11 protein-coding genes are annotated in these 13,534 nt (G+C 60.5%); 6 read left to right on the top strand and 5 right to left on the bottom strand.

Translation table 11 applies throughout. The features are described from left to right. Positions 1–423 precede the first annotated feature (423 nt). Positions 424–1,446 (bottom strand): zinc-dependent alcohol dehydrogenase family protein, encoded by a 1,023-nt coding sequence (locus ACYSTU_RS15115; protein ID WP_016774849.1) that lies wholly within the window; start codon positions 1,444–1,446, stop codon positions 424–426. Between the two features lie 270 nt (positions 1,447–1,716). Between ACYSTU_RS15115 and ACYSTU_RS15110 the strand changes: the two genes are divergently transcribed. The 3 genes from ACYSTU_RS15110 to ACYSTU_RS15100 all read left to right on the top strand — a co-directional run bounded on the left by ACYSTU_RS15110 (position 1,717) and on the right by ACYSTU_RS15100 (position 3,448). Further along, positions 1,717–2,631, top strand: a complete 915-nt coding sequence (locus ACYSTU_RS15110; RefSeq protein ID WP_016774850.1) for a LysR family transcriptional regulator — start codon at positions 1,717–1,719, stop codon at positions 2,629–2,631. A gap of 143 nt (positions 2,632–2,774) precedes the next feature. Then, complete coding sequence (locus ACYSTU_RS15105; protein ID WP_071172546.1) at positions 2,775–3,065, top strand: type II toxin-antitoxin system ParD family antitoxin; 291 nt, start codon at positions 2,775–2,777, stop codon at positions 3,063–3,065. A gap of 2 nt (positions 3,066–3,067) precedes the next feature. Continuing rightward, positions 3,068–3,448 (top strand): type II toxin-antitoxin system RelE/ParE family toxin, encoded by a 381-nt coding sequence (locus tag ACYSTU_RS15100; RefSeq protein WP_264365335.1) that lies wholly within the window; start codon positions 3,068–3,070, stop codon positions 3,446–3,448. Between the two features lie 78 nt (positions 3,449–3,526). Here ACYSTU_RS15100 and ACYSTU_RS15095 read toward each other — a convergent pair whose 3' ends face one another. From ACYSTU_RS15095 to gcvA, 3 genes are all read right to left on the bottom strand, one after another. Continuing rightward, the gene (locus ACYSTU_RS15095) at positions 3,527–4,288 is read right to left on the bottom strand and encodes an SDR family oxidoreductase (protein ID WP_136492599.1); all 762 of its coding nucleotides are present in this window, start codon (positions 4,286–4,288) and stop codon (positions 3,527–3,529) included. A 29-nt stretch (positions 4,289–4,317) separates the two neighbouring features. Continuing rightward, positions 4,318–5,145: an EamA family transporter gene (locus ACYSTU_RS15090; RefSeq protein ID WP_122881640.1), complete on the bottom strand. Its 828-nt coding sequence runs from the start codon at positions 5,143–5,145 to the stop codon at positions 4,318–4,320. 75 nt (positions 5,146–5,220) lie between these two features. Further along, positions 5,221–6,126: a transcriptional regulator GcvA gene (gene gcvA, locus ACYSTU_RS15085; RefSeq protein WP_136492598.1), complete on the bottom strand. Its 906-nt coding sequence runs from the start codon at positions 6,124–6,126 to the stop codon at positions 5,221–5,223. A gap of 370 nt (positions 6,127–6,496) precedes the next feature. On the opposite strand from gcvA, the gene mexE reads away from it, so the two are divergent. The 3 genes from mexE to ACYSTU_RS15070 are packed head-to-tail and all read left to right on the top strand — an operon-like array spanning position 6,497 to position 12,375. Further along, positions 6,497–7,750, top strand: coding sequence for a multidrug efflux RND transporter periplasmic adaptor subunit MexE (gene mexE / locus ACYSTU_RS15080; protein ID WP_039761553.1), 1,254 nt, complete (start codon positions 6,497–6,499; stop codon positions 7,748–7,750). 15 nt (positions 7,751–7,765) lie between these two features. Then, on the top strand, positions 7,766–10,957 hold the full coding sequence (locus tag ACYSTU_RS15075) for an efflux RND transporter permease subunit (protein ID WP_024013078.1): 3,192 nt from the start codon (positions 7,766–7,768) through the stop codon (positions 10,955–10,957). Next, complete coding sequence (locus tag ACYSTU_RS15070; protein ID WP_016774854.1) at positions 10,954–12,375, top strand: efflux transporter outer membrane subunit; 1,422 nt, start codon at positions 10,954–10,956, stop codon at positions 12,373–12,375. The genes ACYSTU_RS15075 and ACYSTU_RS15070 overlap by 4 nt, the downstream gene beginning before the upstream one ends. Positions 12,376–12,608: 233 nt before the next feature. Here ACYSTU_RS15070 and ACYSTU_RS15065 read toward each other — a convergent pair whose 3' ends face one another. Then, positions 12,609–13,532 carry an HlyD family secretion protein gene (locus ACYSTU_RS15065; protein ID WP_474319691.1) on the bottom strand — a complete coding sequence of 308 codons (924 nt, stop codon included), beginning with the start codon at positions 13,530–13,532 and terminating at the stop codon, positions 12,609–12,611. Positions 13,533–13,534 lie beyond the last annotated feature (2 nt).

Below are 13,534 nucleotides of genomic sequence, written 5' to 3'. Positions count from 1 at the left end.
CACCTGAATAAAGCCATCCAGATGCCAAGCGTCACGTTCAACCACCCGTATTCATTGGGCTTTCGCCATTCGAAAATGATCTGAGGAAACTTCCCACAACGTCCCACGACAAATCATTACAAGAAAAGGAGAAGCAACTTCCGAAACGCCCTACAGCAATTAAACAGAAATTGGCGAAGCCAGCCGAGCCAGCCATTTGATATTGCCTTGGACAAATTGAATGCACAGCCATAGCTCATTCCTTGAGATGAAAGTAATCATTCAATTATCAGTGCTTATAGTGTGATTAGAAGATACAGATCGAAGGCAAAAACCAGTTCAGTTGCTGAAGGGCCGATGCTTCGATATCGGGAAGGGTTTACTGACAGCGGAGGATCTAAACAGAAAAGAGTCCGTGGCGGCCACGGACTCTGATGAGCTGATTTACGCGGTTTCCACTTGCAGGGCCACTCGCTCGCGGCATGGGCATTCGTCCATGTAGCGATGCGCTTCGACGAACTCGTTGAACGCGAATACACGCGTCTTGAGCGGCAGGAGCACGCGGTCAGCGGTCAACTGGTTGATGTCACGCAGCGCACGCTGCAGAGCGACGTGGTCCTGGACAATGCCCAGCTCCGGCTTGCCGGTGAAGTTGCCGATGCAGTGCACGAAAAACTGGATGTTCTTCTGAAACGCCGCACACGCCGGGAACGGGGTCTGGTTACCACCTTGCAGCCCGTACAGCACCAGACTGCCGCGTGGCGCCAGCACGTCGCCAAGCAACGACATCTGCGGGCCGCCAAGACCATCGAACACCACATCGACGCCGCGGTTGTCGGTGATCTTGTTGATGCGCATCAACAGATCTTCCTCTTCGGTGACGATGACCTTCTCCGCACCGAGGGACAGCAGGTACTCACGCTCCTCCGCCGATTTGGTCGCGGCGATCACTCGCACACCCAGCGCTTTGCCCAATTGCACAAACGACGGGCCGGCGCAGTGGCTGGCGTCAGTCACCAGCGCAAATTGACCGGGTTTGACCCGTGCCAGATCGGCATAAGCGAAGTAGGCGATCAGCAGCGGCGTGTAATGCACGCTCGCTTCGATCGGGCTGAGCACATCGGGATAACGGGTCAGCGCGGTGCGCGGCAGGACGATCGACTCGCCGTACACCGGATAGTCGTTCGGGCTTTCTGCGGGAAAACTGGCCACTTTGTCGCCGACGGACAGGTCGTCGACATCAGCGCCCACCGCAGTGACCACACCAGCCATTTCATGACCGAGGCCCGAGGGAAGACGTGCCTGGGACGACGCCAGATTCTGGCGCCACAGGGTGTCGTACCAACTGATGCCGATTGCCTCGACACGCACCTGCACTTCGCCAGGACCTGGCTGAGCAGCCGCATGCTCTTCGCATTTGAGCACCTCGGCCGGACCAAACTTGTGAAAACGGATCGTGCGGGACATCGCAAACCTCGTCAAAGTAACCTCTAATGCCATGAACTCTATCTGGGCTTTGGACCCAAGACCATCAGTGGCTATTAATAGTCGACATGCCTGTCATTGATTCCGCATCAAGGGCGGCATTGGCAAAATCCATGAAAAAAGGCCTGCCACCGTCGCAGTAAAGCTGAATTTTCCGGTGCAGAGTACCAGCCTTTCCCCGTAAGATTCATGCCGGCCATTGTTCTCATATGGTCGCCCTCGTCAAGTTTGATGACTCTGCCAGGACTCCAGATGAATCGTAATGACCTGCGTCGTGTCGACCTGAACCTGCTGATCGTGTTCGAAACATTGATGCACGAACGCAGTGTGACTCGGGCCGCGGAAAAATTGTTCCTCGGCCAACCGGCTATCAGTGCGGCGCTGTCGCGTCTGCGCAGCCTGTTTGACGATCCCTTGTTTGTCCGCACCGGCCGCAGCATGGAGCCGTCCGCCCGCGCGGTGGAAATCTTCGCCCTGCTCTCGCCCGCCCTTGATTCGATCTCGACCGCCGTCAGTCGTGCCGCCGATTTCGATCCGGCGACCAGCACGTCGGTGTTCCGCATTGGATTATCCGACGACGTCGAATTCGCCCTGCTGCCCATGCTGCTCAAGCGCCTGCGCGCCGAAGCACCAGGCATCGTCCTCGTGGTGCGGCGGGTCAACTACATCTTGATGCCTGGCCTGCTGGCCTCCGGCGAGATTTCGATCGGCGTCAGCTACACCACCGACCTGCCGGCCAACGCCAAGCGCAAGGTCCTGCGCCGCAGCGCACCGAAGCTGCTGCGCGCCGACACCGTGCCGGGGCCGTTGAGCCTGGACGATTACTGCGCCCGACCGCACGCACTGGTGTCGTTCGCTGGCGACCTCAGTGGTTTTGTCGATGAAGAACTGGAAAAACTCGGACGCAAGCGGCACGTGGTGCTGGCAGTGCCACAGTTCAACGGACTCGGCACGCTGCTGGCGGGCACCGATATCGTCGCGACCGTGCCGGATTACACGGCTGAGGCACTGACGGCAGCCGGCGGTCTGCGGGCTGAAGATCCACCGCTGCCGACGCGGACCTTCGAATTGCACATGGCATGGCGTGGCTCGCAGGATAACGACCCGGGAGAGCGGTGGTTGAGGTCGCGGATTCAGATGTTTTTTGGCGATCCGGATAGTCTTTAGGTATCGTCGGCTAGGGTGCTTTATCGGAAGTACGGTAGAACGCACCCCGTCGGAATCAGATCCCGATTCAATATCCGGACGGGCAAATTGGCATAATATGCCAATGTTCGTAAGTACCGGTTTGGCCAGCACTGGAGATAATTATGGCGACCCGAAACGTAGTGCTCACTCCACACCAGGAACAGGTTATTCATGACCTTGTCCAGTCAGGCCGGTATCAGAATGCCAGTGAGGTAATGCGCGAAGGCTTGCGGCTGTTGGAGCAGCGCGTCGCCGAAGATACCGCAAAAATCGAGGCACTGCGTCAGGCGACCTCGATCGGCATCATGGATCTTGAGCGTGGGCGTTTTACTCAGGTGAACGAAGGGGATCTGGAACATTACCTTGAAGGCTTGAGCCAAGAGGCTTCCCTCCCCGCGCGCGAGAAACACTGAGGATGCCGCGATATCGGATTTCCAACCCCGCGCGCGCCGACATTGTCGACATACTCAGACTCTCCCATACCCAGTTCGGCGACCAGGCCCGCCAGCGCTACCAAGCGCTGATCCTTGCAGCGCTCCAAGCGCTGTCCGACAAGCCTTATCGCATTGGCAGCCATGACCGCGATGAGCTTGCACCAGGCCTCCGCAGCTATCACCTCATCTATTCGCGCCAGCAGGCGAAACCCACTCATGGAACGGTCAAGAGCCCGCGCCATATCGTGTTCTATCGCGTGGCAAATGACGACGTGATCGAGGTCGTCCGACTCCTTCATGACGCCATGGAATCGCATTTGCACTTGCCTGCGGCTGATCAACCACCTGACCCCATGACCTGACTGGCCAAGAACAGGAAGATCAGGCGCCCCCTGTGAATCTCGACCCTGAAAGCCCTTTAGCCTCTTTCCCGACCCGAATCACTTGCCGCCAGTCACATCCAGAAAAGTACCCGTGACAAAGGAGGCCTCCGCGCTGGCCAGCCACAAGATGGCCCGCGCCACCTCTTCCGGCTGACCGCCCCGCCCCATGGGGATAGTGTCCTTCACGCGATCCACCCGCCCCGGCTCGCCGCCGCTCGCGTGCATGTCGGTATAGATGTGCCCCGGGCGAATGCAGTTGACCCGAATCCCCTCGCGCGCGACTTCTTTGGCAAAGCCGATGGTGAAGGTTTCCAGCGCGCCTTTCGATGCTGCGTAATCAACGTATTCATTCGGGCTGCCCAAGCGCGCCGAGGCAGAAGAAACGTTGATCACTGCCCCACCTGTGCCGCCGTGCCGATAAGCCATGCGCTTCACCGCTTGCTGCGCGCACAGGATCGGTCCCAGAGCATTGACCGCGAAGATGCGCTGCATGCGTTCAAAGCTCAGGTCCTCCATGCGTGACTGTTTTGCCAGAACGCCAGCGTTATTGACCAGAACATCGATCCGTCCAAATGAGCGATCGAGGGCCGAGAACAGTTCAGCAACCTGCTCGGGGTCAGCACTGTCAGCACGCAGCGCGAGGCCCTTGCGCCCCAACGCTTCGATATCCGCCACCACCTCAAGAGCGGCGGACTCGTTGGCAACGTAGCTGATGGCAACGTCGTAGCCTTGCGCGGCAGCGAGTCGGGCGGTGGCGGCGCCGACTCCGCGACTGCCGCCGGTGATCAGAATCAGCGGGGCCTGCGAGACTTTATCCATGCGACGTTCTCCTGAGCAGTTGGCCTATGTCAGCCGATGATGATGGCGCCGCTGGCGATGACCACGCAGGCCAGCATCCTGCGGACGGTGAGCTTTTCACCGAGGAACAAATAGCCGAGCAATGCGGCAAACAACACGCTGGTTTCGCGCAAGGCCGACACCGCACCCAGTGGCGCTTCGTTCATGGCGTAGATAACGATTGCGTAGGCCAGCAACGAGACCAGTCCGCCGACCGCAGCGGTCAGCATTCCGGGCCGTACGGAAAACAGACTGCGAGCATCGCGCAGGCCGATATACACCAATGGCATCAACACACCCCACAGGGCGCTCATCCACACCGTGTACGCGAGCGGCGCACCGGAAAGCCTGGCGCCAATGCCATCGACGACGCTGTAGGCGGCGATGAAACAACCGGTGCCCAGCGCATACGGCAGGCTCGGCACCGACAGGCTGCGCCCGCGAAAGGCCAGGGAAATGATTCCGCCGGATACCAGACCGATGCCGAGCAGCTCAGCGGGAGTAATGGTTTCGCCGGCAAACAGCGCGGCGCCAAGGGTGATCAGCGCCGGTGACGAGCCGCGGGAAATCGGATAGATCTGCCCTAGATCGCCGACCCGATAGCTGCGCACCAGGAACAGGTTGTAGCCGACATGCAGCAGTGCCGAGAGCAGCGCATACCCCCAGCTCTCAGGTGCAGGCGCGGCCATGAAAAAGGTGGCAATGAGGCAGACGATGGCGATGGCCACGCACATTATTGTCATCGACCAGAGCCGATCGGCACCGCCGCGCAGCAGCGCGTTCCAGCTGGCGTGCAGGAGCGCGGCGAACAGAACGAGGAGTACGAGATGGATTGGCATGCGGCATTCTAGGCATCTCGGGCATTGGCATTACAGCGAAGTTTCCTCATTGCAGCATGAGCAAAAGCTCATGCTTCAGCGCTGGGGGTTCTGTACCTTCAATGCTTCACTGAGCAACCACTCGCGAAATCTGAGGATATGCGGCTGGGCTTCGATGCCTTTGGGGCAGACGAAATAGTAGGCCAAAGGCGAAGTGAACGGCACATCGAACAGCCTCACCAGACGGCCATCGGCGATTTCGTTTTCGACATGGCCGCTGCGCACCAGCGCCACACCCTGGCCGAGCAACGCAGCTTCCACCGTCATATTGGTATCACCAAACCTGACGCCTTCGCGCAGCGGTAAAAACTCCAGCCCGACGGACTGAAACCACACCTCCCATTTCGGCGCCAACTCGGCGCCGTCGCGAATCAGCAACGGCAACTGCAGCAAATCGGCGGGACTGCCCGGCCTGCCGACGCGCTGCAGCAGTTCGGGGCTGGCCACGGGAAACACCTGCTCACCGAACAGGAACTCCGAATACAGACCGGGATAATTGCCTTTGCCCAAGCGAATGGCGACATCGGCTTCGCCGCTGGCGAAATGGATGATCGTGTCCGTGGTATCCAGCGACACCAACAGCTCCGGGTGCAGGCGCGACAGGTTCGGCAAGCGTGGCAGCAGCCACTTCAAGGCAAACGAATAAGTGGTGCTGACCGACAGGCGAACCCTGTCCTTTTGCTCGCGCAGATCCTCCAGCGTTGCTTCAAGGCTCATGAAAAACTCGCGCACGATCGGCGCCAGCGTCGCCCCCGCTGTTGTAAGGCGTAACGCCTTGCCGCGCTCGAACAATTGCAAGCCCCAAAGTTCTTCCAGGTGCCGGAGCTGATGACTGACGGCGCTTTGGGTCACGTGCAGTTCTTGAGCGGCAGCCGTGAACGTCGGGTGCCGGGTGGCCACTTCGAAAGCCCGCAGGGTCGCGGTCGGGGGCAGGTCTCGCATAAAAATGATCCGGGGACGGTAAATATCAGAGCATGAGGTTACGCTCATGTTAGAGCGAAACTCCCTTGATTGCCCGTTCCGCGACATTGGCGTATTGCTCCGGCAAGTGGGCGAGGTGCTGATAACAGCGAGGCATTTAATCGCCGGATAATCCTCCGCGCGCAGCTTCGGTCGCAATCATTGCAGATCAAGCAACACAGAATTGCCTTCAAGCCGATTAATAGCCCCCTAACGAAAGGTGCATGCTAGAGGGCTGCCTCGGCGCTTATATCATTCCGAATGATAGTTACCTTTGCTTCATTCGATTCGTGCCATCACACCTGCGCCGAGCATCATCCGCCCATCTTCAATACTTCGGCGGATTGCATCCATGGAACAATCACTCAAACATTTGCGCTTCCCGTTGGCCATGCTGGCCGTACTGGTGATGAGCGCCTGCGGCAAAACTCCGGAGACTGCCGGCGCCCCGCCCGCTGCCAAAGTCAGCGTAGCCAAGGTGCTGGAACAACCGGTCAACGAGTGGGACGAATTTACCGGGCGCCTCGAAGCGCCGGAAACCGTTGAAATCCGCCCACGGGTTTCGGGCCAGATCGATCAGGTCGCGTTCACCGAAGGCGCGCTGGTCAAGAAAGGCGACCTGCTGTTCCAGATCGACCCGCGTCCGTTCCAGGCCGAGGTACGCCGCCTCGAAGCGCTGGTTGCTCAAGCCCGCGCCACCGCCACTCGCAGCGAAAACGAAGCCGCTCGCGGCGAACGCCTGCGTACCAGCAACGCCATTTCCGCTGAACTGGCCGACTCGCGCACCAGCGCTGCCCAAGAGGCCCGCGCCGCGGTTGGTGCCCTGCAGGCACAACTGGACCTGGCCAAACTGAATCTGAGCTTCACCCGCGTGACCGCACCGATCAGCGGCCGCGTCAGCCGCGCCGAAATCACTGCCGGCAACCTGGTGACCGCCGACACCACCGCGCTGACCAGCGTCGTCTCAACCGACAAGGTCTACGCCTACTTCGACGCCGACGAACGCGTGTTCCTCAAATACACCCAACTGGCCCGCAACGGCCAGCGCGGCGCCACCACGCCGGTGTACATGGGCTTGTCCAACGAAGACGGCAACCCGCACCTGGGCCAGATGAACTTCGTCGACAACCAGGTCAATCCGAAAACCGGCACCATCCGTGGTCGCGCAGTCTTCGACAACGCTGACGGCACCTACACCCCGGGCTTGTACGCACGGCTGAAACTGGTCGGCAGCGGCACCTACAACGCCATGCTGATCAATGACGAAGCCGTGGGCACTGACCTGGGCAAGAAGTTCGTGCTGGTGATGGATGGCGACAACAAGACCGCCTACCGCGCCGTCGAACTCGGTCCGAAAATCGAAGGCCTGCGCATCGTCCGCAACGGTCTGAACAAGGACGACACGATCATCGTCAAGGGTCTGCAACGGGTTCGTCCTGGCTCACCGGTCACCCCTGAAGTGATTCCGATGGCCAGCGAGCAGACCCTCGCCGCCCTCGCTCAACAACGTCAAGCGCTGGAAGCCAGCAACCTGCCCAAAGTTGCCCCTGCCAAGGGCGCATCGGGTTCGGCTGCGAAGCTGGCCGCTACGACCCCACGCGGTTAAGGGACGACAACTCCGATGAATTTTTCCCAATTCTTCATTTCCCGGCCGATCTTCGCAGCGGTGCTGTCGCTGTTGATCCTGATCGCCGGTGCGATCTCGCTGTTCCAGTTGCCGATCAGCGAATACCCGGAAGTCGTGCCGCCGACCGTGGTCGTGCGCGCCAACTTCCCGGGCGCCAACCCCAAAGTCATCGGTGAAACCGTGGCCGCTCCGCTGGAGCAGGCCATCACCGGCGTCGAGAACATGCTGTACATGTCCTCGCAGTCGACCGCCGACGGCAAGATAACCCTGACCATCACCTTCGCCCTGGGCACTGACCTGGACAACGCGCAGGTGCAGGTGCAGAACCGGGTGACCCGGACCGAGCCGAAGCTTCCCGAGGAAGTGACGCGCATCGGTATCACCGTCGACAAGGCTTCGCCCGACCTGACCATGGTTGTGCACTTGACCTCACCGGACAAGCGCTACGACATGCTCTACCTGTCCAACTACGCAATCCTCAACATCAAGGATGAGCTGGCTCGACTGGGTGGTGTCGGTGATGTGCAGTTGTTCGGTATGGGCGACTACTCGTTGCGTGTCTGGCTCGACCCGAACAAGACCGCTTCGCGCAATCTGACCGCCACCGATGTGGTGACCGCGATTCGCGAGCAGAACCGTCAGGTCGCCGCCGGTCAACTGGGCGCGCCCCCTGCCCCGACCGCGCAAAGCTTCCAGCTGTCGGTCAACACCCAAGGCCGTCTGGTCTCCGAAGAAGAGTTCGAGAATATCGTCATTCGCGCAGGCGACGACGGTGAGATCACTCGCCTGAAGGACATCGCACGCATTGAACTGGGTTCCAGCCAATACGCCTTGCGCTCGCTGCTGAACAATCAGCCGGCGGTGGCAATCCCGATCTTCCAGCGTCCCGGCTCCAACGCCATCGACATTTCCAACGAAGTGCGCGGCAAGATGGAAGAGCTGAAGAAAGGCTTCCCGCAGGGCATGGACTACAGCATCGTGTATGACCCGACGATCTTCGTTCGTGGCTCGATCGAGGCGGTGGTGCACACCCTGTTCGAAGCGCTGATCCTTGTGGTGCTGGTGGTGATTCTGTTCCTGCAGACCTGGCGCGCCTCGATCATTCCGTTGGTGGCGGTGCCGGTATCGTTGATCGGTACGTTTGCGGTCATGCACCTGTTCGGCTTCTCGCTCAACGCCCTGTCGCTGTTCGGCTTGGTGCTGGCCATCGGTATCGTGGTGGACGACGCCATCGTCGTGGTGGAGAACGTCGAACGGAACATCGAACTCGGACTGACGCCGGTCGAAGCGACCAAGCGCGCCATGCGTGAAGTGACCGGGCCGATCGTGGCCACGGCACTGGTGCTGTGTGCCGTGTTCATTCCGGCGGCATTCATTTCCGGCCTCACCGGGCAGTTCTACAAACAGTTCGCACTGACCATCGCGATCTCGACAGTGATCTCGGCGTTCAACTCGCTGACCTTGTCGCCAGCGCTGGCTGCTGTGTTGCTGAAGAGTCACGACGCACCGAAAGACCGCTTCTCGAAAGTGCTCGACAGAATCTTCGGTGGCTGGCTGTTCCGTCCGTTCAACCGTTTCTTCGACCGTGCCAGTCATGGCTACGTCGGCACCGTGCGCCGGGTTATCCGCAGCAGCGGCATTGCCCTGCTCGTGTATGCAGGCCTGATGGTGCTGACCTTCTTCGGTTTCTCCAGCACGCCGACCGGTTTCGTACCCGGCCAGGACAAGCAATACCTGGTGGCCTTCGCGCAATTGCCGGATGCCGCGAGCCTGGATCGCACCGAAGACGTGATCAAGCGCATGTCCGACCTCGCGCTGAAACAGCCGGGCGTGGAAAGCGCCGTAGCGTTCCCGGGCCTGTCGATCAACGGCTTCACCAACAGCCCGAACGCCGGCATCGTCTTCGTGACCCTGAAACCGTTCGACGAGCGTAAAGACCCGAGCATGTCCGCCGGTGCGATTGCCGGTGCCTTGAACGGCCAGTACGCGAACATTCAGGAAGCGTACATGGCGATCTTCCCGCCACCGCCGGTACAAGGCCTGGGCACCATTGGCGGTTTCCGCCTGCAGATCGAAGACCGGGGCAACCTCGGCTACGACGAGCTGTACAAAGAAACCATGAACATCATCAACAAGAGCCACAACGTGCCGGAACTGGCCGGCCTGTTCACCAGCTACACGGTGAACGTGCCACAGGTCGATGCCGCCATCGACCGCGAAAAAGCCAAGACCCATGGCGTGGCCGTCAGCGACATCTTCGACACCCTGCAGATCTATCTGGGTTCGCTGTATGCCAACGACTTCAACCGCTTCGGGCGCACCTATCAGGTCAACGTTCAGGCCGAACAGCAGTTCCGTCTTGAATCCGATCAGATCGGTCAGCTGAAAGTACGCAACAACAAAGGCGAGATGATCCCGCTGGCGACCTTCATCAAGGTCAGCGACACCTCGGGACCGGATCGCGTGATGCACTACAACGGCTTCATCACTGCTGAAATCAACGGTGCCGCAGCCCCGGGCTATAGCTCTGGCCAGGCAGAAAAAGCCATCGAGAAACTGCTCAAGGAAGAACTCCCGAACGGCATGACCTACGAGTGGACCGACCTGACCTACCAGCAGATTCTGTCCGGCAACACCGCGCTGTTCGTGTTCCCGCTCTGCGTGCTGCTGGCGTTCCTGGTGCTCGCCGCACAATACGAAAGCTGGAGCCTGCCACTGGCGGTGATCCTGATCGTACCGATGACCCTGCTGTCGGCCATTACCGGTGTGATCATCTCCGGCGGTGACAACAACATCTTCACCCAGATCGGATTGATCGTACTGGTGGGACTTGCCTGTAAAAACGCGATTCTGATCGTCGAGTTCGCCAAGGATAAACAGGAAGAAGGCCTCGACCCGCTCGCAGCGGTGCTGGAAGCCTGCCGCCTGCGTCTGCGGCCGATCCTGATGACCTCGTTCGCGTTCATCATGGGCGTGGTGCCACTGGTGTTCTCCAGCGGTGCCGGTGCCGAGATGCGTCACGCCATGGGTGTGGCGGTGTTCTCCGGGATGCTCGGGGTGACCTTCTTCGGTCTGCTGCTGACGCCAGTGTTCTACGTACTGATCCGTAACTTTGTCGAACGCGGCGAGCAGCGCAAAGCAGCCAAGGCGCACACTCTTCAAAAGCCACTGGAGGCGCAACAATGAGTCTGAAAGTCTTCCTGCCGAGTCTGCTGGTGCTGGCCCTCAGCGCCTGCGCCGTCGGCCCCGACTACAAGACCCCAGCCACGGAGGCGGCCAACATCACGACCGCCACCGACGGCGCCGCCGGGCAAAAGAACTTCGACCGTTCGAAATTCGAAGGCATCTGGTGGCAGCAATTCGATGATCCGACCCTGAACCAGTTGGTGAGCCAGTCGCTGCAAGGCAACCGTGAACTGCGCGTGGCGTTCGCCCGCTGGAAAGCCGCCCGGGCGATCCGCGACGACGCCAGCAACGACGCGATGCCTACCATCACCAGCCGCGCCAGCAGTGACTTGGGCAAGGGCCAGATTCCCGGCCAGACCACCGACCGGGTCAATAGCGAGCGCTATGACCTCGGTCTGGACATGGCCTGGGAGCTCGACCTGTTCGGCCGCATCCAGCGCAATCTGGAAGCCAGCGATGCCGACCAGCAGGCCGCCGAAGCCGATCTGTATCAGCTGCAAGTCACCATGATTGCCGAACTGGTCGACGCCTACGGTCAACTGCGCGGCGCCCAACTGCGGGAAAAAATCGCCGTGGCCAACCTGAACAACCAGCAGGAGTCGCGCAAGATCACCATCAGCCTGCGTGACGCCGGTGTCGGTGATCAGCTTGATGTCGAGCGCGCCGATGCGCGTCTGGCCAACGTCGAAGCCACCGTGCCGCAGTTGCAGGCGGAGCAGGTTCGGCAGAAAAACCGTATCGCTACCCTGCTCGGCGAACGCCCGGACAAACTGACCGTCGACCTGAGCCCGAAAGACCTGCCGGCCATCGCCAAAGCGCTGCCGATCGGTGATCCGGGTGAACTGCTGCAACGTCGTCCGGACATCCTTAGCGCCGAGCGGCAATTGGCTTCGGCCACTGCGCGCATCGGCGTGGCCAAGGCCGATCTGTTCCCCCGGGTCAGCCTCAGCGGCTTCCTCGGCTGGACCGCCGGGCGTGGTTCGCAGATCGGTTCTTCGGCGGCCAACGCCTGGGCGCTCGGCCCGAGCATCACCTGGGCGGCGTTTGACCTCGGCAGCGTCCGTGCCCGTTTGCGCGGCGCCGATGCTGACGCCGAAGGCGCGCTGGCCAACTACGAGCAACAAGTACTGCTGGCGCTGGAAGAATCGGAAAACGCCTTCAGCGATTACGGCAAGCGTCAGCAACGCCTGATCTCGCTGATCCGTCAGAGCGAATCGAGTCGCAAGGCTGCTGACCTGGCAGAAATCCGTTATCGCGAAGGCACCACCGATTTCCTCGTCCTGCTCGACGCCCAGCGTGAGCGCCTGAACGCCGAAGACACTCAGGCCCAGGCCGAAGTCGAGCTGTATCGCGGCATCGTCGCGATCTACAAGGCCCTCGGCGGTGGCTGGCAACCTGAGACAGTTGCCAGCAAGTAAAGATTGTTAAAGAGCTCCTTTGGTTGGCCGCAACCAACCAAATTTTTTGCCCCGCGTATCATTCGGTCGCGGGGTTTTTTTATGCCTTTGTGCAGCACAAGGTTTCTTGTTGATCGTACCCACGCTGCGCGTGGGAATGCCTCGAGGGACGCTCCGCGTCCAGTGACGCGGAGCGTCACGGGCTGCATTCCCACGCGGAGCGTGGGAACGATCAACACAGCTCCTACCGGGGATCAGGGTTCCAGGACGGTGACGGTGGCGGTTGTACCGGCGCGCAGGCGATGCTTGCCGGCAAAGTCACCATCAATGCCAATGCGCACTGGCACCCGTTGCGCCAGTTTCACCCAGGTGTAACTCGGGTTGATGTTCGCCAGCAGACGACTGCCCGGCGCGTTTTCGCGGTCGGCGATGGCGAAGGCGATGCTTTCTACCGTGCCGCCGAAACGCTCACCGCTCATCAATTGAATGCGTACCCGATCACCCTCCTCGATTCGCGGCAACTTGGTTTCCTCGAAGTAACCACTGACATAGAACGAATCGCTGTCGACCAGCGCCAGCAGTGCGCCGCCGGCTTGTGCATAGTCACCCTGGCGGGTCAGCAGGTTGGTCACGTAACCGCTCACTGGCGATTCAACGCGGGTGCGCTGCAAGTCCAGTTCGGCTTGGGTCAGCGCGGCAATTGCCAGTTGCACATTGGCTTCGGCCAGCCCGAGGTTGGCCTGATTGCGCAACAGATCCGCCTGGGCAACCGCCACGTCGGTACTGGCCTTCTCCCATTCTTCACCGGAAATGGCGAAGCCCTGCTTCAGCGTGCGGCGCCGGCGCTCCTCGCTCTGACGTTGTTTGAGCAACGCCTCACTGGCGACGATTGCCGCTTGCGATTGCCCCAGCGACGCCTTGGACACTTCCACCGAACGCCGGGCATGCTCGACCGCCAGTTGATAACGCGCCGGATCGATCTCCAGCAACAATTGGCCCTTGTCGACATGCTGGTTGTCCTGCACTGCCAGTTTGACGATTCGCCCCGAAACATCCGCCGACAGCGTCACCACATCCGCCCTCACCCGAGCATCCCGTGTCCACGGCGCGCGAGTGTAATACTCCCAGGCGAACCAGCCGAGGACGATCGCCAGGATCACCACTGCCACGGTTATCATTC

It is taken from the genome of Pseudomonas glycinis, assembly GCF_054871425.1.
The sequence above is the reverse complement of the archived record's forward strand: the minus strand, read 5'-3'. Positions and strand labels throughout refer to the sequence as shown.